Here is a 22,450-nt window from a genome sequence, read left to right on the forward strand (position 1 = left end):
CTCAGCCGCCGATGGCGGCCGCGATCGCTTCCAGCGCGGCGCCGGCCTTGGAGCCGTCGGGACCGCCGGCCTGCGCCATGTCGGGCTTGCCGCCGCCGCCCTTGCCGCCGAGCACTTCGGACGCCTTGCGGACCAGATCGACTGCCGAGAACCGCGACACCAGGTCGGGCGTGACGCCGACCACGATCGAGCCCTTGCCGTCTTCGCTGGTCGCCACCAGCGCGATCACGCCGGAGCCGATCTGCTTCTTGCCCTGGTCGACCAAGCCCTTGAGGTCCTTGATTTCGATGCCTTCGACCGCGCGCGCCATCAGCTTGATGCCGCCGATGTCACGGACGTCGGAGGCGGCACCGTCGCCGGCCGCGCTGCCGCCCATCGCCAGCTTCTTGCGCGCCTCGGAGAGTTCGCGCTCGAGCTTCTTGCGCTCGTCCATCAGCGCGGTGATACGCGCCGGCATGTCGTCCAGCGTGGTCCGCAGTTCGGAGGCCGCGAGCTTCGCGGTGGTGATCGCCGCATTGGCGTTGTGCCGCGCCGCGCGCCCGGTCAGCGCCTCGATGCGGCGGACGCCGGCCGCAACCGCGCTTTCGGCGGTGATCGACACCAGGCCGATATCACCGGTGCGCTTGACGTGGGTGCCGCCGCACAGTTCGACCGACCAGCCGAACACGTTGGAGCCGTGATCGCGCGCCGCCTTGCCCATCGAGACCACGCGGACTTCGTCGCCGTACTTCTCGCCGAACAGCGCGCGGGCGCCGGCTTCGCGGGCGTCGTCGACCGCCATCAGCCGGGTCACGACCTCGTCGTTTTCCAGCACGATGTCGTTGGCGATGTCCTCGACCTTGCGCAGCTCATCCTGCGTGATCGGCTTCTGATGCACGAAGTCGAAACGCAGCCGGTCGGGCGCGACCAGCGAACCCTTCTGCGCGATGTGATCGCCGAGCACCTGGCGCAGCGCCTCGTGCAGCAGATGCGTCGCCGAGTGATTGGCGCGGATCGCCGAGCGGCGGGCGTGATCGACGTCGAGCGCCAGCGCGTCGCCAAGCTTGATGCTGCCCTGCTCCACCGTGCCGAGATGCACGAACAGATCACCGGCCTTCTTCATCGTGTCGGTGACGACGAAGCGCACGCCATCGGCAGTGAGTACGCCGGTGTCACCGACCTGACCGCCGGACTCGGCGTAGAATGGCGTCTGGTTGACAATGATCGCACCGCTCTCGCCGGCCTTCAGCGCGTCGACTTCAGCGCCGTCCTTGACCAGCGCGGTGACCACACCTTCGGCGGTCTCGGTGTCGTAGCCGAGGAACTCAGTGGCGCCGAGCTTCTCGCGCAGCGAGAACCACACCGCTTCAGTCGCAGCTTCGCCCGAGCCCGCCCACGAGGCGCGGGCCTTGGCACGCTGCCGATCCATCGCGTCGGTGAACGAGGCGATATCGACATTGATGCCGCGGTTGCGCAGCGCGTCCTGCGTGAGGTCGAGCGGGAAGCCGTAGGTGTCGTACAGCGTGAACGCGGTCTCGCCGTCGAACATGTCGCCCTTCTTCAGGCCGGCGCTCTTTTCGTCGAGGATCGCGAGGCCGCGATCGAGCGTCTTGCGGAAGCGGGTCTCTTCCAGCCGCATCGTCTCTTCGATCATCGCCTCGGCGCGCACCAGCTCCGGATAGGCCTGGCCCATCTCGCGCACCAGCGCCCACACCAACCGCCACATCAGCGGCTCGCTGGCGCCGAGCAGCTGCGCGTGACGCATCGCGCGGCGCATGATCCGGCGCAGCACGTAGCCGCGGCCTTCGTTCGACGGCAGCACGCCGTCGGCGATCAGGAACGACGACGAACGCAGGTGATCGGCGATGACGCGGAACGACGCGGCGTCCTGCTCGGTCGGACCGCGGCCGAGCGCCGACGCGGTGGCGTCGATCAGGCTGCGGAACAGATCGGTGTCGAACACGCTGTCGACGCCCTGGAGGATGGAGGCCATCCGCTCCAGGCCCATGCCGGTGTCGATCGACGGACGCGGCAACGCCACGCGCTCGTCCTTCGTCACCTGGTCGTACTGCATGAACACCAGATTCCAGAATTCCAGGAATCGGTCGCCGTCCTCGTCCGGCGAGCCGGGCGGGCCGCCGAAGATGTGCTCGCCGCGGTCGATGAAGATTTCCGAGCACGGGCCGCACGGACCGGTGTCGCCCATCGCCCAGAAGTTGTCGCTGGTCGGAATGCGGATGATGCGGTCGTCGGAGAAGCCGGCGATCTTCTTCCAGTAGCCGGCCGCCTCGTCGTCGGTGTGATAGACGGTGACCAGCAACTTGTCCTTCTTCAGGCCGAAGTCGCGGGTGATCAGATTCCAGGCGAGCTCGATCGCGCGTTCCTTGAAGTAATCGCCGAACGAGAAGTTGCCGAGCATTTCGAAGAAGGTGAGATGCCGCGCGGTGTAGCCGACGTTGTCGAGGTCGTTGTGCTTGCCGCCGGCGCGCACGCATTTCTGCGAGGTGGTGGCGCGCTGATAGGAGCGCTTCTCCAGCCCGGTGAACACGTTCTTGAACTGCACCATGCCGGCATTGGTGAACATCAAGGTCGGGTCGTTGCGCGGCACCAGCGGCGACGACGACACGATCTCGTGGCCGTTCTTGGCGAAGTAGTTCAGAAACGTAGACCGAATTTCGTTAACGCCGCTCATGTTCGTCCAATCACCCGGAATGCCCGCGAAACGCCCGCCGAACCCACCTCTTCCGGTGTCATGCCTTTTAGACGCGGGGGCGCGCGCTGTCTAGAAAGTGGGCATAGATCCAGTTGTTTGCCAGCCGGGAGGCCCACTTCCACGGGCGTTTACGAAGACCCGTTGATAGCTCGCCGAGCCGCGTTGACAGCCTTGTTGAAGCCGTGTTTGTGTCCTACCTACCTAAGACTAAGTCGCGTCGGGAGAGATCGGCCCAATCCTTCAGTGAAGGGGGCCGGCGCCGAAGGAGCAACCGCCCCGGAAACTCTCAGGCAAACGGACCGCGCGGCCGACTGACATCTGGAAAGAGACCCTGCCGGGTGATCCCGGGACGGGTCCGCCGACGGGATAATGCTCTCAGGCACAGCGACAGATGGGGCTCGAACGGTGACGAGAAATCGGTCTCGGGAACCTTGGGAGCCTGGATATGCTGGCGGGTGACGACACCCAATCCTTGAAACGCACGCCGCTCTACGCGCTGCACCTGGCCCGCGGCGGCAAGATGGTGCCCTTCGCCGGCTACGACATGCCGGTGCAATACCCGCTTGGCGTGCTGAAAGAACATCTGCACACCCGCACTGCCGCAGGGCTTTTCGACGTTTCGCATATGGGCCAGATCGAGCTGCGGGCGAAGTCCGGCAAGCTCGAAGACGCCGCCCGCGCGCTCGAAGCGCTAATCCCGCAGGACATCGTGGCGTTGCCGCCCGGGCGACAGCGCTACGCGCAGTTCACCAATGAATCCGGCGGGATTCTCGACGACCTGATGGTCACCAATCTCGGCGACCGGCTGTTTCTGGTGGTCAACGCCGCCTGCAAGGCCGAGGACGAGGCCCACCTGCGCGCGCATCTGTCGGATGCCTGCGACATCACTGCCCCCACCGATCGCGCGCTGATCGCGCTGCAGGGCCCGAAGGCTGAAGCCGCGCTGGCGAAATTCTGTGCAGACGTCACCACGATGAAGTTCATGGATGTCGCCGAGCTCAGCCTCGACGGCCTTGCCTGCATCGTCTCGCGCTCCGGCTACACCGGCGAAGACGGCTTCGAGATTTCGGTGCCGGCGGACGGCGCCGAACGGCTTGCGACCGCGCTGCTCGACAACCCCGACGTGCTGCCGATCGGCCTCGGCGCCCGCGACAGCCTGCGGCTGGAAGCGGGCCTCTGCCTCTACGGCCACGACATCGACACCACCACCACGCCGGTCGAAGCTGCGCTGAGCTGGTCGATCCAGAAGAGTCGCCGCAGCGGCGGCGCCCGTTCTGGCGGCTTCCCCGGCGCCTCGGCGATTCTCAGCCAGCTCGATGGCGGCACCGCGCGGCTGCGCGTTGGACTGCGGCCCGAGGGCCGCGCCCCGGTCCGCGAGAATGCACCGCTATTCGCCAGCGACGATTCGACCGAGCCGGTCGGCACGGTCACCTCCGGCGGCTTCGGGCCGAGCCTGAACGCGCCGGTGGCGATGGGCTATCTGCCGGCCGCGCTGGCTGTGCGCGACACCGTCGTTTTCGCCGAAGTGCGCGGCCAGCGTCTGCCGCTGCGCGTCGCGGCCATGCCGTTCGTTCCGAATACCTACAAGCGCTGAGGACTTGTCATGACCACGCTCTACACCCCCGATCATGAATGGCTGAAGATCGAGGGCGACGTCGCCACGATCGGCATCACCGACTACGCCCAGGAACAGCTCGGCGACGTGGTGTTTGTCGAGCTGCCGAAAGTCGGCCGCGCCGTGAAGAAGGCTGAAGCCGCCGCCGTGGTCGAGTCGGTGAAGGCAGCCTCCGACGTCTACGCGCCGATCACCGGCGAAGTACTCGAAGTCAACGAGACGCTCGGCACCGAGCCCGGCCTGGTGAATTCCGACGCCGGCGGCGCCGCGTGGTTCTTCAAACTGAAGATCGCCGACAAGAGCGAGCTCGACGGCCTGATGGACGAAGCGGCCTACAAGGCCCACACGGCCTGACGGACCGTCCGTTCGCCTGAATTCGTCATTGCGAGCGAAGCGAAGCATTCCAATTCCAGCGCGCTGTGTCTCTGGATTGCTTCGTCGCTTCGCTCCTCGCAATGGCGACGCTGAGATTGAGACGCCTGAGATTTCCGAGCAACCTGCCTTAGCGGGCCGTTGCATTTGACGAGGACCAGAGCATGCCGCATCGCCGACCGATCGACGCCGCCAACGACTTCGTGCGTCGGCATATCGGGCCCTCGCCGCAGGACATCGCGGCGATGCTGGCGACCGCCGGCGCCGGCAGCCTGGAGCAACTCGTCGCCGAGACGCTGCCTTATGCGATCCGGCATCGCGAGCCGCTGAAGCTCGGCGCGCCGCTGACCGAGAGTGAAGCGCTGGCGCATATGAGCGAACTCGCCGCGCAGAACCAAGTCTTCACCTCGCTGATCGGCCAAGGCTATTACGGCACGATCCTGCCGACCGTGATCCAGCGCAATATTCTGGAAAATCCGGCTTGGTACACGGCCTATACGCCGTATCAGCCCGAGATCAGCCAGGGCCGGCTGGAAGCGCTGTTCAACTTCCAGACTATGATCTGCGACCTCACCGGGCTCGACGTCGCCAACGCGTCGCTGCTCGACGAAGGCACCGCAGCGGCGGAAGCGATGGCGCTGGCCGAGCGCGCCGCAGCCAAGAACGCCAAGGCATTCTTCGTCGATGCCGATACCCATCCGCAGACCATCGCGGTGCTACGCACCCGCGCCGAGCCGCTCGGCTGGCGCATCATCGTCGGCAATCCGGAGACCGAGCTGGAAAGCGCCGACGTGTTCGGCGCTCTGCTGCAATATCCCGGATCGTCGGGCGCCTTGCGCGATCCGCGCGCGGTGATCGCGGCACTACGCAAGAAAGGCGCGCTGGCCGTGGTCTCCGCTGACCTGCTCGCGCTGACGCTGATCACCCCGCCCGGAGAACTCGGCGCCGATATCGCGATCGGCTCGGCGCAGCGCTTTGGCGTGCCGATGGGGTATGGCGGGCCGCACGCCGCGTTCATGGCGGTGCGCGACAGCCTGAAGCGCAGCCTGCCCGGCCGCATCGTCGGGCTGTCGATCGACAGCCATGGCCAGCCGGCCTATCGGCTGGCGCTGCAAACCCGCGAGCAGCACATCCGCCGCGAAAAGGCGACCTCCAACATCTGCACCGCGCAGGTGCTGCTGGCTGTGATCAATGCGATGTACGCGGTGTATCACGGCCCCGACGGCCTCGCCGCGATCGCGCGCCGCGTCCACCGGCGCACGGCCGTGCTGGCGGCCGGCCTGCAGCAGCTCGGCCTGACGCCGACCCACGGCACCTACTTCGACACGCTGACGATCGAAGTCGGCGATCGCCGCGACGCCATCGTGGCGCGCGCGGAGGCCGAAAAGATCAACCTGCGGATCAATGCGTCTTCGCTCGGCATCTCGCTCGACGAGACCACCACGCCGGCGATCGTCGAAGCGCTGTGGCGCGCCTTCGGTGGATCGCTCGACTACGCCACTGTGGAACGCGACGCCGGCGACGCGCTCAGCACCGCGCTGCCGGCGGCGCTGAAGCGGACCAGCGATTACCTGACCCAGCCGGCATTCCAGGACTATCGTTCGGAAACCGAACTGCTACGCTATATGCGCAAGCTGTCCGACCGCGATCTGGCGCTCGACCGCGCGATGATTCCGCTCGGCTCCTGCACCATGAAGCTGAACGCCACCACCGAAATGATGCCGCTGACCTGGCCCGAATTCGGCAGCCTGCATCCGTTCGTGCCGAAGGCGCAGGCCGCCGGCTATCACGTGCTGTTCGCCAGGCTGGAAACCTGGCTCGCCGAGATCACCGGCTATGATGCGGTGTCGCTGCAGCCGAATTCCGGCGCGCAGGGCGAATATGCCGGCCTGCTGGCGATCCGCGGCTATCATCTGTCGCGCGGCGAGCCGCACCGCAAAGTCTGCCTGATCCCGTCGTCGGCGCACGGCACCAACCCGGCCTCCGCCGCGATGGCCGGCATGGACGTGGTGGTGGTCGGCTGCGACGCCCATGGCGACGTCGACGTCGATGACCTGCGCGCCAAGGCCGAGGCGCATTCGGCGAATCTCGCCGCGGTGATGATCACCTATCCGTCGACCCACGGCGTGTTCGAAGAGCACATCCGCGACATCTGCGACATCGTCCACGCCCATGGCGGTCAGGTTTATCTGGACGGCGCCAATTTGAACGCGCAGGTCGGCCTCGCCCGCCCCGGCGATTACGGCGCCGACGTCAGCCATCTCAATCTGCACAAGACCTTCTGCATCCCGCATGGCGGCGGCGGTCCGGGCATGGGCCCGATCGGCGTGCGCGCGCATCTGGCGCCGTTCCTGCCGGGCCATCCGGCCGAAGGCGAACCGCTGAACGGCGGCCTGCATGGCGGCGGTACGGTGTCGGCGGCGCCGTGGGGCTCCGCCTCGATCCTGACGATCTCCTACATCTACATCCTGATGATGGGGGCGGCCGGCCTGAAGCGGGCCACCGAGATCGCGATCCTCAACGCCAATTACATTGCGGCGCGGCTGCAGCCGCATTTCCCGGTGCTGTATCGCAACGCCCGCGGCCGGGTCGCGCACGAGTGCATCGTCGATCCGCGTGCGCTGAAGACCACCACCGGCGTCACCGTCGACGACATCGCCAAGCGGCTGATCGACTACGGCTTCCACGCCCCGACCATGAGCTTCCCGGTGCCCGGCACGCTGATGATCGAGCCGACCGAGTCGGAATCGAAGGCCGAGATCGACCGGTTCTGCGACGCCATGATCGCGATCCGCCGCGAGATCGCGCAGGTCGAGGACGGCCGCTACAAGATCGAACAGTCACCGCTGCGCCACGCGCCGCACACCGCGCACGACGTCACCAGCGCCGAGTGGACCCGGCCCTATCCGCGCACCGAAGGCTGCTTCCCGGCGCCGAACTCGCGCACCGACAAATATTGGAGCCCGGTCGGCCGCGTCGACAACGTCTACGGCGACCGCAACCTGATCTGCTCGTGCCCGCCGGTCGAGGACTACGCACTGGCGGCGGACTACGCGCGGGCCGCGGAGTAGCTGCCGCCGCTGGCTCGCCGGCATTGAGAGGCCGGCAGCCTCGGCCCGAGGCAGCCTCGGCCACGAAGAACAACGTCATCGCCGGGCTCGACCCGGCGATCCATCCTTTTCGCAATTGCCTCGGTTGTGCGCGCTGCGCGCGATGATGCGTGGGCCTTCGACGCGCCGGAGCGGCTACGGCCGCGCAGGCGGGTTAGGGCCGCGCATGACGTCTGTTTGAGAACAGCGCTTCGACACAGCCTCTTCAGTCCCGAGCAGAGATCAAGCCGTTCCCCAAACGAATGCGGCGAGCGCCGCGGGATCCCCGGCAACAGGGGGTCGCAGCACTCGCCGTCTTAAAAAAGTCGGCTTCAGAAAAGATCGGCTCCAGGCCGGCATACCGCTCGCCGACCTGAAATCATGCGACAGGCATCAGCCGGCCGCGAGCCATCTCACTCCTCGATCGGCTCTTCGCCGTCGGCGTCGCGTTCGGGCGAGCCGGCGAGGATCTGTTCGGCGATCAGGCCGGAGTTCTGGCGGATCGCCGCTTCGATCTTGGCGGTCATGTCCGGGTTGGAGCGCAGGAACGACTTGGCGTTCTCACGTCCCTGGCCGAGCCGCTGGCTGTCATAGGAGAACCAGGCGCCGGACTTCTCGACGATGCCGGCCTTGACGCCGAGGTCGAGGATCTCGCCCATCTTGGAGACGCCCTCGCCATACATGATGTCGAATTCGACCTGCTTGAACGGCGGCGCCAGCTTGTTCTTCACCACCTTGACGCGGGTCTGGTTGCCGATCACCTCGTCGCGCTCCTTGATCGCGCCGATGCGGCGGATGTCGAGGCGGACCGAGGCGTAGAACTTCAGCGCGTTGCCGCCGGTGGTGGTTTCCGGCGAACCGTACATCACGCCGATCTTCATCCGGATCTGGTTGATGAAGATCACCATGGTGTTGGACTTGTTGATCGACGCGGTCAGCTTGCGCAGCGCCTGGCTCATCAGGCGGGCCTGCAGGCCGGGCAGTGCGTCGCCCATTTCGCCTTCGAGTTCGGCGCGCGGCACCAGCGCCGCCACGGAGTCGACGATCAGCACGTCGATCGCGCCGGAGCGCACCAGCGTGTCGGCGATTTCCAGCGCCTGCTCACCATGGTCGGGCTGCGAGATCAGCAGGTCGTCGACATTGACGCCGAGCTTGCGGGCATAGACCGGGTCGAGCGCGTGTTCGGCGTCGATGAAGGCGCAGATGCCGCCCTTCTTCTGGGCTTCGGCGACGCAATGCAGCGCCAGCGTGGTCTTGCCCGACGATTCCGGCCCGTAGATTTCGACGATCCGGCCCTTCGGCAGGCCGCCGACGCCGAGCGCGATGTCGAGCCCGAGCGACCCGGAGGAAATCGTCTCGATTTCCATCGCGCGGTCGTTCTTGCCGAGCTTCATCACCGAGCCCTTACCGAACTGACGTTCGATCTGGGACAGCGCGGCGGAGAGCGCCTTGGATTTGTCCATGGAAGAACCTTCGACGATACGCAATGCGGTGGGGGCAGCCATCAACGTGCTCCTTATGGACGGATTCGCCAACTGGACAAACAGGCGCCGGGCTCAGCCGGCAAAATCAACGTACCCCATTTGTTCTCAGTTCGCAATATGTTCTTGTCGGAATCCGGAGCTTTCACGAGGACCAGCGGCACAATTTCGGAACTCGGTAGAAGCTGGAGTTGGAATGCAATCGCCCAATCCTGACGACGTGCGGTCGGGAGGCGAGCCAGGGCCGATTAGCCAGCAGAGCGAGTCCACGACGGCATCGAACAGAAACGCCAAGCTACAGTGTAGCTAAACTAACCAGGTCGGGACGGCCGCCTGCTAAGCAGCAAGTCGCGGGCGTTTTCTGCCGGCCGAATAACATCAGCAAGCGATTAGCTCGCGCTTGAAGCTTGGTCGAGCCTCCTATTCAAATCAGCTCGCGTCCCGCGGCGCGAACCGGCGTCCCGTGCCGCGCCTTCATCCTTTCTCAACCCGGCTTCGCCACAACTGACAGGATGGATAGCCTTCTTGCCACTCCGAAGATCCCGGACAAAGTGCGGGTGCTGTGCGGCCGCTGCCGCGTGACGTTCCGGGAGAAGATCAAGAACATGCGGGAGGGGTTTCAGACCCAGTGCCCGAACTGCAACCGGCTGATCACCTTCTCCAGCGACTCCGCCGATCTCGGAGTGCAGCGGGCGATGACCGAGGCGCGGCGGATCCGCAATGGCGGCACCGCGGCGGCGGTGTATGGCGGCGGCACTGAGCGGCTGTGAACGCTGCGCCGGAAGGCTCAGCGCAGGTTCTGGATGCCCCACATCACCAGCAGCATCGCCGGCACGCAGACCGCGGCGTAGATCGCCCATTTGGTCAGGCCCGCGCCGGTGCCGCGCTTGAAGGCTTCGAGCAGCCGATAGGTCGCGACGATCCAGGGCAGGATGATTCCGACCGCGACGGCGTCGACCACGTACCAAAAACTCATCTTCCATCGTCCCGTGCAATGACCGCGCGCCAGCTTTACCGCAGCCGCCCCGCTCCACCATCCATTCCTTCGGCTGAGGGCAATCGGCCGCAGCGGCGGTATCGGCAGATCAGGGTTTTCCTGACAGCGCCGACCGCTCCCCCTGGAACTGGCGGACAGCATTTCGGATCGACAGGCATTTTCGCTCGTACTAGCCTGAGGGTGCCATCCGCTTCGACAGGAGACGTGACTGACGGGCGCGCGCGCTGCGATGGCCGCCGCGTCCTATGGGAGCAAACGAACAGGAGAGCGTCTTGGATAAATTTCTCCGCGACGAAAACCTGAAATTGTATCGCCGACTGCTGTCGGAGACGACCGACGAAGACCGCCGCCGGGTGCTGAAGCAATTGATCGCGCAGCTCACCCAGCATCATGCCCATCATGGGCATGGCGGTTCGTAACGCCAACGGTATTTGATTTTACGCATAGGCAATGCCGAGCGGCCGCCGCTAGCCTGCGGCCGTCATTGCCGAGCTTTCTAGAGGTGGGGAGTTTCGACCGTGACCGGAGCCCCGAACACGGCCTCGTTCGGGGCTCCTTGTTTTTTGCGGGTACAGTTTTTGGTGGGTCAGTGACGGCGCTCGTCCCGTCGCAGCGCCAGACAGGTTGCCCCTCCCTATCGTCGCTCCTCTGATCATTGCGAGTGCCGCGCAGGTTCCGTTTCATTCGGAACCCGACATGCTCTAGGCTCGCGCCGCGGGTGCGCAGGACAGCGCCCGCCTTGTATCAATCAGGCTCGTCATCGCCGCGTGCTGCTTGGGCACCGGCCCTTACCGACAAGGAGACAGGAATGCGCCGGCAGGCCATGGACAGATTTCGGATCGGCACGCTGATCGCGCTGACGGGCGCGGCGATCGCCCTGGCGGGCTGCGGCGAAGGCTCGCGCGGACCGCAAGGCGAAGCCGGTCCGCAAGGCCCCGCCGGCCCGGCGGGACCTGCCGGCCCTGCCGGCAAGGACGGCGCCTCGATCTCCAGCGTCCGCACCCTGACCTCGACCAGCTGCCCGGCCAACGGCTGCCCCACCGCCTGCGGTGCCGACGAGGCGCTGGTCTCGGCGCTGTGCGTCGGCAACGGCTCGGCGCGGTTCAGCGACAACATCACGATCGAGAACGGCATCATGACCGCGCGCTGCGGCGCCAGCTCGGTGCGCATCGAGGTGAGCTGCGCCCGCAAGTAATCGCGCGAGGGTTGAGCAAACCAGCACAGGCCGCCAGCGTCCGACGCTGGCGGCCTTTTGCGTTCAGGATCAGCGGCTTGACGATTCGGTTGTGAACGCCCGCATCGATTACCGGCAGTATTAACCGGATTAAGCTTGCATGCGATTCAGTCGCAATTTAACGGTAAAATCATACGCTAATTGATCTAGATCAAGCGCATGGACGGCCGCACCCGGCAAGTCGTTCTCCTAGAACTAAAGGCGGAACCGGCCTTCCAATGTCGCATGTGCTCTATCAGTGTCCCCGGACCGGGATGAAGGTCCAGGCTTGGCTGCAGGAAGACCCCGGAAGCTCGGCACAGACCACGTTCGAGCTGGTGCATTGCCCGGCGTGCGCGCAGATGCATTTCGTCGATCGCCGCACCGGCAGCCTGCTCGGCGACAAGAAGAAATAGCCGGCGCCGCGACAGCGCGCCGGCCCCAGACGGACGAGGTCCGCCGCACTCCATCCATCAATTGCGATAGCTATTCGGGCTTTCGGGCGGGCTCGACCGCGCGGGGCCGGTCCGGCAGCACCGCATTGCGCAAGGTGGGATGCACCTCGATCCGGCCGTTGTAGTCGATGAAGCCGGCCTTGCGAAACTTGTTCATGAAGAAGCTGACGCGTGACCGGGTCGTCCCGATCATCTCCGCCAGCGTCTCCTGGCTGATCTCGATCGGCACCGGCCGCGACGCCTCGGCCGGGTCCGCAAGCAGCAGCAGCAGCCGCGCCAGGCGCTTCTCGCTGTTGTTGAACAGCTGATCGATTAGATCGTCTTCGACCCGTGAATTGCGCGCCACCAGGTGCCGGGTGAACAGCTCGCACATCGCCGGCTCACGCTGCAGCGTCGCCATCATCGACGCGTTGGTGATGCTGGTGAGGGTACAGTCTTCCAGCGCAATCGCGGTCGCACGGCGGCGATGATCGAGCAGACCGCTTTCGCCGAAGAATTGTCCGGGCTGCAGGATGGCGACCACCGCGCCCTTGCCCTGCTCCGACATCACCGACAGCTTGATGCGGCCTTGCTGGATGTACATCACGCAGTCGGCGGCTTCGTCCTGCGTGAAAATGGTCTGGCCGGCGCGAAATTGCAGAACGGCGCGTCCCGTACCTGCACTGCGAAGAAAGACCTTTGGATCGAACGGCACCTCGCGCGACGTCACGTGATATCCTGCGAACGAAAACGAATGAGTTAGTCGGATCCGGCCGCGCAACGAGTTGCGTACGCCGGGGTTCCGTCCGCGCATCATCCTCAAATCGCAGAAAAAATCTGTGCCGTTTTGACCACCTGCCTATCGCCGCAGCAGTGGCCGTTAGACGAGCTTAATTGCTCTGGTGAGTCTTGCGCTTGGCCTTGGGCTGGGTCGCCTCGGCGCCGCGGACGCCACCCCACGGATCGTTCGGCGCCTGCGCATCCGGAATCTTACGCAGCGATTCCTGGTAGGCCTTCTGCCGCACCGCGTCTTGGGCCTTCTCTTCCGGGGACTTGTGCTCGATCTCCGGCACCAGATTGACGTGCGGGCCCTCACCCTGCGCCAAAGCCGGCCCCGTCAGCAGGGCCAGGACGGCAACGCCGTGCAGAATCTTCATCGCAAACTCCCTTTCGCGCGAGCCGTGCCCGGCCGCAGCGCTACAGATGATCCGACCGGCAGGATTTCGGCGATTGCCAATCTTCCCAGATCGGACCGCATTTGGTGCAACCGTTCAGCACGATCGCCGTCACCACCAGGCCGACCACCAACGCAACTCGTCTGACCATCGTGTCCCCTTTCGGATGCCGCCGAACTTAAGGGATCGACCGTGTCGTTTTCAAGCCGTCCCGAATCGGATGGGATGCTGCGAAACGCCGCGAAACATGCGGATAATCAACGAGTCAGGGAGAGACGCATGGCAGAGCAGCAGGCGGCGGAGTTCGGCCTTCAGGAGGCGCGGCAGATGCTGCAGGAGGCGTTCGCGCCCTGGGTGCTGGAGCTCGGCCTGTCGATCGAAACCCTCGAGCTCGATCCGCCGTCCGGCGGCCCGGCTGACTGGCAGCCCGGCGCAACTTTGCGGATGGCGTTTTCCGAGCGGCTATGTCGCAGCGGCGGCGTGGTCTGCGGCCAGGCCCTGATGGCGCTGGCCGACACCGCGATGGTGTTTGCGGTCTGCGCCGGCAACCGCGGCTTCCGGCCGATGACCACGGTCGATCAGACCACCCATTTCCTGAAAGCCGTCGCCTCGACCGACGTCATCGCCGACGCCCGCCTGGTCAGGCTCGGCCGCACCATGAGCTTTGGACGGGTCACGCTGCTCGGCGCCTCCGACGGCAAGCCGGTGGCGATGGTGTCGAGCGCATTTGCGATGCTGTGAGCGGCCCGGGCGGCGGCTTCACAGGCGCCGCGCCGACAGCCGTCCAGTTGCCGCGTTCAATAGCGGCCGCGGCTCGGTCCGGTCTGGCCGCCGCCGCGATACGCACCGCCGTAGCCGCCGCGGAAACCGCCGCCGAACTGAATCACCGGCCCCGGCGGCGGATCGTAGATCGGCGGCCGCCGCACCACGCCGTCGTCTTCGTCCTCGACATAGACCCGGGTCCGCGAGGCCTTGCCGCTGCGTTTGGGCGGATCGTCGCGCTCGGCCCGGCTCTTGGTCTTCTTCACATCGGTCTTCTTGGGCTCAGCCTTCTGCTGCAGCACCGGAGCGCTCGGCCCGCACGGACAGGTCGGCGCCACGGCGGCAACCACCGGCGTCGCGAGCGCGGCCGGCACCACCACCGCGTTGTCGGGGCGATTGCGCAGCCGCTCGGCGAGCTTGCGCGCGGTCGCGGTGAGGTCGCTGTCGGGATATTCGGTCAGGAACGCCGAATAGGCCGATCCGGTGTTGATGAGCACGGCCCGGCTCCAGGCCTTCATCCGGCGATGGCGGTCGAGCCAGCGCTTGGCCTCCGGTGCAAACGGCGGCTCGGCGTAGAGCCCGACAAACGCTTCATAGGCGTCGGCCGAACCGTCGGACACGATCAACATGTTGGCCTGATCCACCGGCTTGCCCTTCAGGAAGGCGCGCCACTCCTCGACCGTGCGCGGCTTCGGCGCCGCGGTGTCGGTTGGCGCGGCGGCCGATGCGGCGAAGAACTGGAAGTCGTCGACCAGCGACGAGCTCTCCCACGGCGTCTGGCGGCCTTCGGTTGCCTGATGCACTGCGAGCCGCACCCGCTTGAGGGTGTCTTCGATCTTCAGCCCGTTCTCGCGCCCCGCTTTGAGCAGCGCGGTGGTGTAAGGGCTGTTGGCGCCGCCCCCATCCTCGGCTTCGGCGCCGGGCGAGGTCGAGTACGACAATAGCGTGCCGGGCGCGCCGGACTTGGTATCGACCAGCGCCAGCCCCTGCCCTGTCGTCTTATTGATGCTCGGAAACGGATTGTTGCGGCAGGCATCGAGCATGATGATCCGGCTCTTGCTCGGCACGGAGCCGAGCGTGTTGAGCACGTCGTCGAGCCGCACCGCCTGCAGCGGAATGTCGGCCTCGCGTTTCGGATCGACGTCGACCGGGATCAGATAGTTCTCGCCGTCCACCTGGATACCGTGACCGGCATAGAACACCAGCGCAACGGTCTCCGGCCCTTTCGCCGCGACCGTGGCGGCGAAGTCGCCGACCTTGGCGCGAAGCTCGGTCTGGCCGAGATCGGACGCCTCGGTGACCTCGAAGCCGGCCTCGCCGAGCAACGCGGCGATCGCCTTGGCGTCGTTCACCGGATTGGGCAGCGCCGGCACCGCCCGATAGGCCGATTGCCCGATCACCAGCGCGACCCGGCTTTCCGCGGCCGCAACAGCCACTCCGCACAGCAGGCTGGCGGCGGTCGCCGCGGCCTTCAGCATCGCGCGTCGCATGGCGTCTCCTTGCCGACCAATGACCGCTCTTGGTCGCCGCCCGGCGAGAGCGGGTTCAGGCGACGTGGCAATTCGACGCCGAAAGGCGGCGTGCGAGGAAAGCTGCGGTTAACATTGTCGGCAAATTGCCTCGTGGAACCAAGGTGATGTTGGGAGTCGGCGGTTAGTCTCCTGGCCGTCGCGCCGGGGCTTGCTTCGGACGCGCTTTGACAATTCAGGACCGAGAGCTTTGGCCGAGACGTTCCCCACCACGCCGTTCGTGCATCGCCGCGCCGTCGCGCCAACGACCGCCGCTCCCGGCGCGCTGCCCGAGGTCGCCGCGATCGACAAGGCAGCCTGGTGCGATCTGGCGACCCGGGTGATCGAGCCGAACGGTTACTACCTGCCAGAATGGGTGATTGCAGCGAATGGTGACGACGCGGTCCCGCGCGCACTGACCGCGCAGGATTCCGCCGGCCGGCTGATCGGCGTCCTGCCGGTGATCTCGTGCTGGCGCGCGTTCCGTCTGCCGCTGCCGGCGCTGGTGTCCGCCGATCCGTTCCGCTCGCTCGATACGCCGCTGCTTGACCGCGATGCAGCCGATGACGCCGCCGCCAAGATGATGGCGCAGGCGCGCGCTGCCGGCGCCCGCGCCCTGGTGCTACGCGACGTCGCCCGCGAAGGCGAAGCGATGGCGGCGTTCACGCGCGTGCTCGCCACCGAAGGGCTCAGTCCGCGCCTGATCAACGGCTGGACCCGCGCCGGCCTCGACGCCAGCCGCGACGGCGAAGCCCTGCTGCGCCAGGACCTCGATACCAAGAAGCTGAAGAACCTGCGCCGTCTCGAGCGTCGTCTTGGCGAGCACGGCGAGGTGCGCTTTACCGTGGCCAAAACTGCCGACGAGGCAGCGCGGGCGTTCGACATTTTTCTGGCGCTGGAAGACAGCGGTTGGAAAGGCCGCCGCGGCAGCTCGCTGAAGCGGCAGCCGGAGCTTGCGGCCCGGCTGCGCAGCGCCGCGATCGCGCTGGCCTCGCGCGGCCAATGCGAGGTGATCACCCTGTCCGCCGGCACAACGCCGATCGCAGCCGGCATCGTGCTGCGCCACGCCGACCGCGCTTATTTCTTCAAGCTCGGCATCGACGAGAGCTTCGCCCGCTGTTCGCCCGGCGTGCTGCTGACACTGGCGCTGACCCGGCATCTCTGCGCCGATCCGGACATCCGCTTTGCCGACTCCACTGCCAGCGCCCAGCATCCGATGATCGATCCGATCTGGCGCGGCCGGTTCGCGGTCGGCGACCTGGTGTTGCCGCTGCGCAAACGCGATCCTCTGTTCGCGCCGATCGTTGCTACGCTGTCGGCGCGCGACCGGCTGCGGCACTTCGCCAAGCGGCTGTTGAAGCGCTGATTACTCCGCGGCTTCCGCGTTCAGCTCCGCCGACAGCTTACGGATGGCACGGGCGATCAGCGCCGGTTCCTGCGCGCCGGACACCGCGTATTGGTGCATGAACACGTAGGTCGGCACGCCGGAGATTCCCTTGTCGGCGGCTTCCTGCGCCTGCGCCGAGACTTCCTCGACGTCCTGATCGGTGGCGAGCCGGGCGCGGATGTCGGCGGCATCGAGGCCGCATTCGGCCGCCGCCTGCACCAGCACCTCAGGATCGGTGAGATCACCACCGTCGCGGAAGTACAATTCCATCAGCCGCTGCTTCATCGCCGGCCCGTGGCCGACCGCGCTCGCCCAGTGAATCAGGCGATGGCAATCGATCGTGTTCGGCTGCCGCTGCACGCGCTCGGGGTGATATTCCAGTCCCTCTTGCGCGGCGGTCTCGGCGATGCGGCCGGCGATTTCCTTGTAGCGCTCCGGCGATCCGAACTTCTTGGTCAGATACTCGTCGCGGCTGATGCCCTCGCGCGGCACCCAGGGATTGAGGAAGAACGGCCGGTAGATCAGCTCGACCGGCACCTCCGGCGCCAGCGCGATCGCCTGCTCGATCCGCTTCTTGCCGATGTAGCACCAGGGGCAGACCACATCGGACACCACGTCGATCGTTAGCGGCTTCAGCGTGCTCATCGGCGCCTCCTCGTTGTCGTTGCCGGCACAGTCCCACACAGATGGGGCGCAGGCAACGCCGGACAAGGCGGATCAGAGCCGCGCGGCCAGTTCGCGCAATCGCGTCCCCGTGATCGCATCGGCCGGAAAGAATGTCTCGATCGCGATTTCCGACAGGGTGACGTCGATCGGCGTGCCGAACACCATGGTGGTGGAGATGAAGCTCAGCACCTCGTCGCCGAGCTGCAGGCGAAACGGCACCGCGACCGCATCCGCTGCGATCGGTGCGGCGCGCGCCGGCACCGGATAGGTCTTCAGTTCTTCGTACAGCGCGATCAGCTTCGGATCGGCGCTGGTCTCGCACTGCCGATGTAGTCGCTCCAGCAGATGCGCGCACCACTCGCCCAGATTGGCGGTGCGTGCCGCCAAACCTTCGGGATGAAACGACAGCCGCAGCACGTTGAGCGGCGGCGCAAGCAGATGCGGCGCAACGCCGTCGAGCATCGGCGCGACCATGCGGTTGGCCGACACCAGGTTCCAGTGCCTATCGACCGCCAGCGCCGGGTTCGGCTCGTGCGCGGCAAGCACCTGATCGACCGCAGCCCGCACCGAGGCGAGCGCCGGGTCATCCAGCGAGCGCTGCGGGAACGCCGGTGCGAAGCCCGCCGCGACGAGCAGCACGTTGCGCTCACGGAGCGGAACGTCGAGCCGCTCGGCGAGCCGCAGCACCATCTCGCGCGACGGCGAGGCGCGTCCCGTCTCGACGAACGACAGATGCCGCGCGGATATTTCTGCGTCGAGCGCGAGATCAAGCTGACTGAGCCGGCGGCGCTGCCGCCACTGCCGCAAGTAATCGCCGATCCGGACCGGCTGCGCGCCGGCGGCGGCATTGATCGAAGACACGTTGGTGTTCATGCGCGAACGCTAGCACGCACACCGCACAGCATCCATGACCTCCGAGGTAAAGCGTTTCTGACCTGCCAGGTAATCGAATTGCGTCGCGCATCTCGGCATCCTTCGGGGCATCGCTGCAACCGAAGGAGATGTTCCATGATCCAATCCTCTATGACCCATCCGTCCACGCTGCTCCGCCGCGCCCTGCAGGCCGACGCTGTGGTCAGCGGCGCGATGGCGTTGCTGCTGAGCTTGGCGGCCGGCCCACTCTCGCGCCTGCTCGCCCTGCCGCAGCCGCTGCTGCTGGAGACGGGACTGTTCCTGATCGGCTACGCCGCCCTGGTCGGCTGGCTCGGTACCCGCAGCGTGCTGCCACGGGCGCTGGTGCTGATCGTGATCGGCGGGAACGCACTATGGACGCTCGCGAGCGTCGCACTGCTGCTCGGCGGCGCAGTCGCACCGAACGCGCTCGGCATTGCTTTCGTGCTGATGCAGGCGACGGCGGTCGGGATCTTCGCCGAGCTGCAATTCATCGGGTTGAAGCGGAGCGGCGCAGCGGTCGCTGCATAAGCACCGCTTCTCCGTCATTGCGAGGAGCGTAGCGACGAAGCAATCCAGGAACTCAGTGCACGGAGCTGGATTGCTTCGCTTCGCTCGCAATGACGATTGGAGAGGCCGCGACTACAATCAGGCTGCCTTGGACTTGCCGGTGGTCGCCTTGCGAGACGTGGTCTTGGCCGGCTTCGCCGCTTTGGTCTTGCCGGCCTTTGCCGTCACGACCTTCGTCTTCGGTGCCTTGCCGGCGCCCTTCGTCGTCGCCGTCGCTTTTGCCTTCACCGCTTTCGGCGCCTTCGACTTGGCGACCTTCTCCGGCTTCGACGGCTTTTCCGGCTTGGCCTTGCCGGCCGCCTTCGCGGCCTTGCGGGCGGCCTTCTCGGCTTCGGCTTGCGCCTTGCGCTCGGCCTTCAGCTTCAGCTTGGCTTTCTCGGCACGGGCTTCGGCAGCCTTCTTCTTGCGCTTCTTCTCGCAGGAGACGCACTTGCAGCCGATCGGCTTCAGATAGGCTTTGAAGTAATCGGTGCCGTAATCGTAGTTGATCTCTTCGCCCGGCTCGATGTTCTTGATGGCGCGGATGATCACGCGCTTCTTGCGCGGATTGACGTCGGACTCAGCGTTCGGCTTGCAGGCGTGGTTGATGTAGCGCGCGACGTTCTTGCGCACCGAGCCGTCGATGGTCCAGCGCTTGTTCAACTCGAACAGGTATTTGTTTTCGATGCCGTCGTGCTTTTTGTTGTGCGCGTCGAGCAGCGGCCCGAAATACCGGATGATCTTGGCGCCCTTCTTGATCGGCTTGACGGCGAACAGGCCGAGCCCGGTTTTGGAGCGGCCGACGCGGTAATGGTCATTCGACAACAGCGGCATGGTTCTTCGATTCGAACGCGGCTAAAGGACGGACACACGAAGGCGCCGTTCTAGAGCGATTCCGCCGCAAAGGGCAGTACCTGAGCGGAAATTGCTCGAACCTTCCCCAGCCGGACGCCGACCGACAAAGGTTCCGCTGCGATGCAAGGCCTGCCAATGCGACTGCTCCCCGCCCTCGCCGTGCTGCTCCCGCTCACTATTTCGGCCGCGTTCATGGCGCCGGCTCAGGCTGACGGCGCCAGCAGCGTCTATAGTTCGACCGCTCCCAAGGCGTGCCGGGTCGCGCGGCCGGGCGGCGCACCGGAAGATAGCGGCGAGTGGCTGTGCCCCGGCCAGGACGGGCTGGTGGTGGTCGTATCGGAGATGGACCTGCGCCAGAGCGTCAGCGTCGGCCGCAATTACAAGGATGCCAGCGCCCAGCCGGCGGCCAAAACCTCGTTCGGCCCGTTCAACTCCACCACCGATACGGTCGAATGGCGGCTCGACGGCGCCGGCAAGCCGTTCGCCATCATCCAGCGCTGGCACCTCGCCGACAACGACGATCTCGGCAAAGGCGGCCGGCCCAACACCAAGCAGATGCTGTTGGTGACGCGGCTGCCGCCCGGCGCGGTGTGCCACGTCGCCTATGTGGACGTCGCCGCCAACCGCAACGCCAACGAGGTGGCACGCCAGGCGGCCGACGAGCTGGCGCGCGGCTTTGCCTGCGGCAAGGACAAGCCCAAGCCGTTCGGCAGCCCGGGGCGCGCCACCGCCCTGGTTGCGCCGAACTGAGGTTTCCCCGGCCCTAAAACGGCACGCGCCCCTTGTCGGCGGGCGGCTGCGGTTTACTTCCCTCGAGGGGCCACGCACAATCGGGCGGGGCGACGTCGCTCCGCCGCGGTTCTCCGCAGGCGGCGCGACAGCGGAGAAACGTGCAATGAAGGCGGTGTTCGCCAAGCTCGGCAGCGACTTCTTCTCCACCATCGTCTTCGTGGTGCTGTATTTCTCGACCGGCAACGTCGCGCTGGCGACGATCGTCGCCGTGCTCGGCGCGGTCGGGCAGTTCATCTACGCCAAAGTAAAGGGCCAGCGGCTCGACGTGATGGCCTATGCCAGCGTCGCGCTGGTGGTGGTGCTCGGCGGCGCCACGCTGCTGACCAACGATCCGCGCTTCGTCCTGATCAAGCCCAGCGTCGGCCACATCGCGGTCGGGCTGCTGATGCTGCGCCGGGACTGGATGCTGCGCTACGTGCCGCCGATCGTCGGCGACACCATCCCGGACTATGTGCGGATCGCCGGTTACGCGTGGGCGGCGCTGATGCTGGTGCTCGGCGCCGGGGTAATCGCGGCGGCGCTGACCGGCGATATCAAGCTGTGGACGTTCTACGTGATGGTGATCGCGCCGGCGTTCAAAGTCGCAGCGTTCGCCGCGCAGTATCTGGTGTTTCGCTTCGCGATCCGCAGCCGGCGGCGGGCCTCAGCCGCGACTGCAGCACCGGCCGCATCGACGCCGATCCCGGCCGAATCTTAGCGGCGACTACATCCGCGGGGCGGCGGCGAGCGCGAGCGCGCGATCTTCGTTCGGTGCCAGCTGCGCAGTGGCCCGCGCGTAGTGATGATCGCCTTCGTACACGACCACAATGCCGCCGACGCCATTGTCGAGTGCCGAGGTGGTGAATGCCGCCAGTCCGGTGCGATCGAGCGGCACGTGCGCGGCGATCACCCGGTCACCGTCGCGGAAGCTTACCGTGCCGGTCGGCAGACCGTGCGGACCGGTGACGGCGGCGGTCAGCGTCACCACCGCGCCGGGTGCCGGAGCAGCATCGGACGACGACAACGTCAGGCGCGGCTGGGCCAGCACATCGAGCGCGACCTCGGCCGACTGGCTCGGCAGCACGATCAGCGGCAGCCGGCTGGCGCTGCCGGCGTAATCGGCGCGCAGCAGATGCCGCCCCGGCTTGAGGCCGTCGACCGTGAGGCTCGGTTTGCCGGCATCGATCCAGCCCAGCACGGTGCTGGTCGACAGATCGTAGAACACTACCCGGCCGTCAGGAACGCCGGCGCCGTAACCGGTGCGGACGGTCGCGTTCAACACGAACCTGCCGGGAACACTGGGCTCGGCGGTGATATCCAGGCGGGTGGCAGTTGTTTCAGACACCACCTCGACCTGCGCGGCGGCAGGGAGGCTGGCCAGTCCGGGCAGCAGCGCCGCAACGGCAAGCGCGGCATTCACGTATGACAAACGCATGTCGGGTCTCCACCTTGAAGGCGCTGGAAACCTCGAGACGTCCTCCGAAGTTAACATAGGATAGCACGACGCGTGCACTGCACCACAGGTATCTGCATGCGCGGCCGGCAGAGCAGAACACCGCCCGATTCACGATGACGGACTATCGCGGCCCCTGGCCGCAGCGGGGCGGCACGTTCGGGCTTGTTTGTCGCTCCCGCACCATACTAAGAGGGGCGGCCCGGTGAACTCACGAGGACCGGGACCAAGGGGAGAAACACATGGCAGTCGACGGAAACTGGAAACTCACCATGAGCACGCCGATGGGCGAGCGGCAGGCCGACCTGACGCTGAAGGCCGACGGCTCGACGCTCACCGGCTCGCAATCCGCCGACGGCGATGCCGGCGAAATCTTCGACGGCACCGTGAACGGCGACGACGTCGCCTGGAAGCTGTCGATCACCAACCCGATGCCGCTGACGCTGAGCTACACCGGCAAGGTGAGCGGCGACAGCATCTCCGGCGAAATGGGCATCGGCCCGATGGGCTCGTTCCCGTTCACCGGCACCCGGGCGTAAG

The 22,450-nt window shown here is 66.3% G+C and carries 24 protein-coding genes and 1 riboswitch; of the genes, 13 read left to right on the top strand and 11 right to left on the bottom strand.

Features of this window, described 5'->3' with window-relative positions; genetic code table 11:
• Position 1: 1 nt before the first annotated feature.
• On the bottom strand, positions 2 to 2,671 hold the full coding sequence (gene alaS, locus RPPS3_RS19670) for an alanine--tRNA ligase (protein ID WP_107345569.1): 2,670 nt from the start codon (positions 2,669 to 2,671) through the stop codon (positions 2 to 4).
• Between the two features lie 228 nt (positions 2,672 to 2,899).
• Positions 2,900 to 3,004: riboswitch (glycine riboswitch) on the top strand.
• A 133-nt stretch (positions 3,005 to 3,137) separates the two neighbouring features.
• Between alaS and gcvT the strand changes: the two genes are divergently transcribed.
• The 3 genes from gcvT to gcvP all read left to right on the top strand — a co-directional run bounded on the left by gcvT (position 3,138) and on the right by gcvP (position 7,750).
• Positions 3,138 to 4,286, top strand: a complete 1,149-nt coding sequence (gcvT, locus tag RPPS3_RS19675) for a glycine cleavage system aminomethyltransferase GcvT (protein WP_107345570.1) — start codon at positions 3,138 to 3,140, stop codon at positions 4,284 to 4,286.
• 9 nt (positions 4,287 to 4,295) lie between these two features.
• Positions 4,296 to 4,661 carry a glycine cleavage system protein GcvH gene (gcvH, locus tag RPPS3_RS19680; protein WP_013501273.1) on the top strand — a complete coding sequence of 122 codons (366 nt, stop codon included), beginning with the start codon at positions 4,296 to 4,298 and terminating at the stop codon, positions 4,659 to 4,661.
• 182 nt (positions 4,662 to 4,843) lie between these two features.
• Positions 4,844 to 7,750 carry an aminomethyl-transferring glycine dehydrogenase gene (gcvP, locus tag RPPS3_RS19685; RefSeq protein ID WP_107345571.1) on the top strand — a complete coding sequence of 969 codons (2,907 nt, stop codon included), beginning with the start codon at positions 4,844 to 4,846 and terminating at the stop codon, positions 7,748 to 7,750.
• A 431-nt stretch (positions 7,751 to 8,181) separates the two neighbouring features.
• On the opposite strand, the gene recA is transcribed toward gcvP, so the two are convergent.
• Positions 8,182 to 9,273 (bottom strand): recombinase RecA, encoded by a 1,092-nt coding sequence (gene recA, locus RPPS3_RS19690; RefSeq protein ID WP_107345572.1) that lies wholly within the window; start codon positions 9,271 to 9,273, stop codon positions 8,182 to 8,184.
• 488 nt (positions 9,274 to 9,761) lie between these two features.
• Between recA and RPPS3_RS19695 the strand changes: the two genes are divergently transcribed.
• Entirely contained in the window at positions 9,762 to 10,019 is a 258-nt protein-coding gene (locus tag RPPS3_RS19695; protein ID WP_107345573.1) for a hypothetical protein, read from the top strand.
• Positions 10,020 to 10,036: 17 nt separating this feature from the next.
• Here RPPS3_RS19695 and RPPS3_RS19700 read toward each other — a convergent pair whose 3' ends face one another.
• Positions 10,037 to 10,225 (bottom strand): hypothetical protein, encoded by a 189-nt coding sequence (locus RPPS3_RS19700; protein WP_107345574.1) that lies wholly within the window; start codon positions 10,223 to 10,225, stop codon positions 10,037 to 10,039.
• A 293-nt stretch (positions 10,226 to 10,518) separates the two neighbouring features.
• Here RPPS3_RS19700 and RPPS3_RS24670 point away from each other — a divergent pair, with 293 nt between their 5' ends.
• The 3 genes from RPPS3_RS24670 to RPPS3_RS24675 all read left to right on the top strand — a co-directional run bounded on the left by RPPS3_RS24670 (position 10,519) and on the right by RPPS3_RS24675 (position 11,875).
• Positions 10,519 to 10,665 carry a hypothetical protein gene (locus RPPS3_RS24670; RefSeq protein WP_199852240.1) on the top strand — a complete coding sequence of 49 codons (147 nt, stop codon included), beginning with the start codon at positions 10,519 to 10,521 and terminating at the stop codon, positions 10,663 to 10,665.
• 389 nt (positions 10,666 to 11,054) lie between these two features.
• Positions 11,055 to 11,441, top strand: coding sequence for a hypothetical protein (locus RPPS3_RS19705; RefSeq protein WP_107345575.1), 387 nt, complete (start codon positions 11,055 to 11,057; stop codon positions 11,439 to 11,441).
• Between the two features lie 293 nt (positions 11,442 to 11,734).
• Positions 11,735 to 11,875: a hypothetical protein gene (locus RPPS3_RS24675; protein ID WP_164571537.1), complete on the top strand. Its 141-nt coding sequence runs from the start codon at positions 11,735 to 11,737 to the stop codon at positions 11,873 to 11,875.
• A 70-nt stretch (positions 11,876 to 11,945) separates the two neighbouring features.
• Here the strand turns inward: RPPS3_RS24675 and RPPS3_RS19710 are convergent, their stop codons facing one another.
• From RPPS3_RS19710 to RPPS3_RS19720, 3 genes are all read right to left on the bottom strand, one after another.
• Positions 11,946 to 12,623 carry a Crp/Fnr family transcriptional regulator gene (locus tag RPPS3_RS19710; RefSeq protein WP_107345576.1) on the bottom strand — a complete coding sequence of 226 codons (678 nt, stop codon included), beginning with the start codon at positions 12,621 to 12,623 and terminating at the stop codon, positions 11,946 to 11,948.
• Positions 12,624 to 12,783: 160 nt separating this feature from the next.
• On the bottom strand, positions 12,784 to 13,050 hold the full coding sequence (locus RPPS3_RS19715) for a hypothetical protein (protein WP_107345577.1): 267 nt from the start codon (positions 13,048 to 13,050) through the stop codon (positions 12,784 to 12,786).
• A gap of 40 nt (positions 13,051 to 13,090) precedes the next feature.
• Positions 13,091 to 13,219: a peptidylprolyl isomerase gene (locus RPPS3_RS19720; RefSeq protein ID WP_107345578.1), complete on the bottom strand. Its 129-nt coding sequence runs from the start codon at positions 13,217 to 13,219 to the stop codon at positions 13,091 to 13,093.
• Between the two features lie 128 nt (positions 13,220 to 13,347).
• Between RPPS3_RS19720 and RPPS3_RS19725 the strand changes: the two genes are divergently transcribed.
• Positions 13,348 to 13,809 (top strand): PaaI family thioesterase, encoded by a 462-nt coding sequence (locus RPPS3_RS19725; RefSeq protein WP_107345579.1) that lies wholly within the window; start codon positions 13,348 to 13,350, stop codon positions 13,807 to 13,809.
• A gap of 56 nt (positions 13,810 to 13,865) precedes the next feature.
• Here RPPS3_RS19725 and RPPS3_RS19730 read toward each other — a convergent pair whose 3' ends face one another.
• Positions 13,866 to 15,320 carry a caspase family protein gene (locus tag RPPS3_RS19730; RefSeq protein ID WP_107345580.1) on the bottom strand — a complete coding sequence of 485 codons (1,455 nt, stop codon included), beginning with the start codon at positions 15,318 to 15,320 and terminating at the stop codon, positions 13,866 to 13,868.
• 229 nt (positions 15,321 to 15,549) lie between these two features.
• Here RPPS3_RS19730 and RPPS3_RS19735 point away from each other — a divergent pair, with 229 nt between their 5' ends.
• The gene (locus tag RPPS3_RS19735; RefSeq protein ID WP_107345581.1) at positions 15,550 to 16,704 is read left to right on the top strand and encodes a GNAT family N-acetyltransferase; all 1,155 of its coding nucleotides are present in this window, start codon (positions 15,550 to 15,552) and stop codon (positions 16,702 to 16,704) included.
• Here the strand turns inward: RPPS3_RS19735 and RPPS3_RS19740 are convergent, their stop codons facing one another.
• A complete protein-coding gene (locus tag RPPS3_RS19740; protein WP_107346692.1) occupies positions 16,705 to 17,370 on the bottom strand; it encodes a DsbA family oxidoreductase in 666 nt (221 codons plus the stop codon).
• A 72-nt stretch (positions 17,371 to 17,442) separates the two neighbouring features.
• Entirely contained in the window at positions 17,443 to 18,264 is an 822-nt protein-coding gene (locus RPPS3_RS19745) for a helix-turn-helix domain-containing protein (RefSeq protein ID WP_107345582.1), read from the bottom strand.
• 150 nt (positions 18,265 to 18,414) lie between these two features.
• Here RPPS3_RS19745 and RPPS3_RS19750 point away from each other — a divergent pair, with 150 nt between their 5' ends.
• On the top strand, positions 18,415 to 18,813 hold the full coding sequence (locus RPPS3_RS19750; protein WP_107345583.1) for a hypothetical protein: 399 nt from the start codon (positions 18,415 to 18,417) through the stop codon (positions 18,811 to 18,813).
• A gap of 117 nt (positions 18,814 to 18,930) precedes the next feature.
• On the opposite strand, the gene RPPS3_RS19755 is transcribed toward RPPS3_RS19750, so the two are convergent.
• Positions 18,931 to 19,665 (bottom strand): SET domain-containing protein, encoded by a 735-nt coding sequence (locus tag RPPS3_RS19755; RefSeq protein ID WP_107345584.1) that lies wholly within the window; start codon positions 19,663 to 19,665, stop codon positions 18,931 to 18,933.
• Between the two features lie 141 nt (positions 19,666 to 19,806).
• Here RPPS3_RS19755 and RPPS3_RS19760 point away from each other — a divergent pair, with 141 nt between their 5' ends.
• A complete protein-coding gene (locus tag RPPS3_RS19760; RefSeq protein ID WP_107345585.1) occupies positions 19,807 to 20,436 on the top strand; it encodes a hypothetical protein in 630 nt (209 codons plus the stop codon).
• 145 nt (positions 20,437 to 20,581) lie between these two features.
• The gene (locus RPPS3_RS19765) at positions 20,582 to 21,175 is read left to right on the top strand and encodes an inner membrane-spanning protein YciB (RefSeq protein WP_107345586.1); all 594 of its coding nucleotides are present in this window, start codon (positions 20,582 to 20,584) and stop codon (positions 21,173 to 21,175) included.
• 6 nt (positions 21,176 to 21,181) lie between these two features.
• On the opposite strand, the gene RPPS3_RS19770 is transcribed toward RPPS3_RS19765, so the two are convergent.
• Positions 21,182 to 21,892 (bottom strand): Ig-like domain-containing protein, encoded by a 711-nt coding sequence (locus RPPS3_RS19770; protein ID WP_107345587.1) that lies wholly within the window; start codon positions 21,890 to 21,892, stop codon positions 21,182 to 21,184.
• Positions 21,893 to 22,152: 260 nt separating this feature from the next.
• Here RPPS3_RS19770 and RPPS3_RS19775 point away from each other — a divergent pair, with 260 nt between their 5' ends.
• Positions 22,153 to 22,449 carry a hypothetical protein gene (locus tag RPPS3_RS19775; protein ID WP_011159411.1) on the top strand — a complete coding sequence of 99 codons (297 nt, stop codon included), beginning with the start codon at positions 22,153 to 22,155 and terminating at the stop codon, positions 22,447 to 22,449.
• Position 22,450 lies beyond the last annotated feature (1 nt).

Origin of the sequence: Rhodopseudomonas palustris, from assembly GCF_003031265.1 — a bacterium.
In the GTDB taxonomy this organism is placed as follows: domain Bacteria; phylum Pseudomonadota; class Alphaproteobacteria; order Rhizobiales; family Xanthobacteraceae; genus Rhodopseudomonas; species Rhodopseudomonas palustris_H.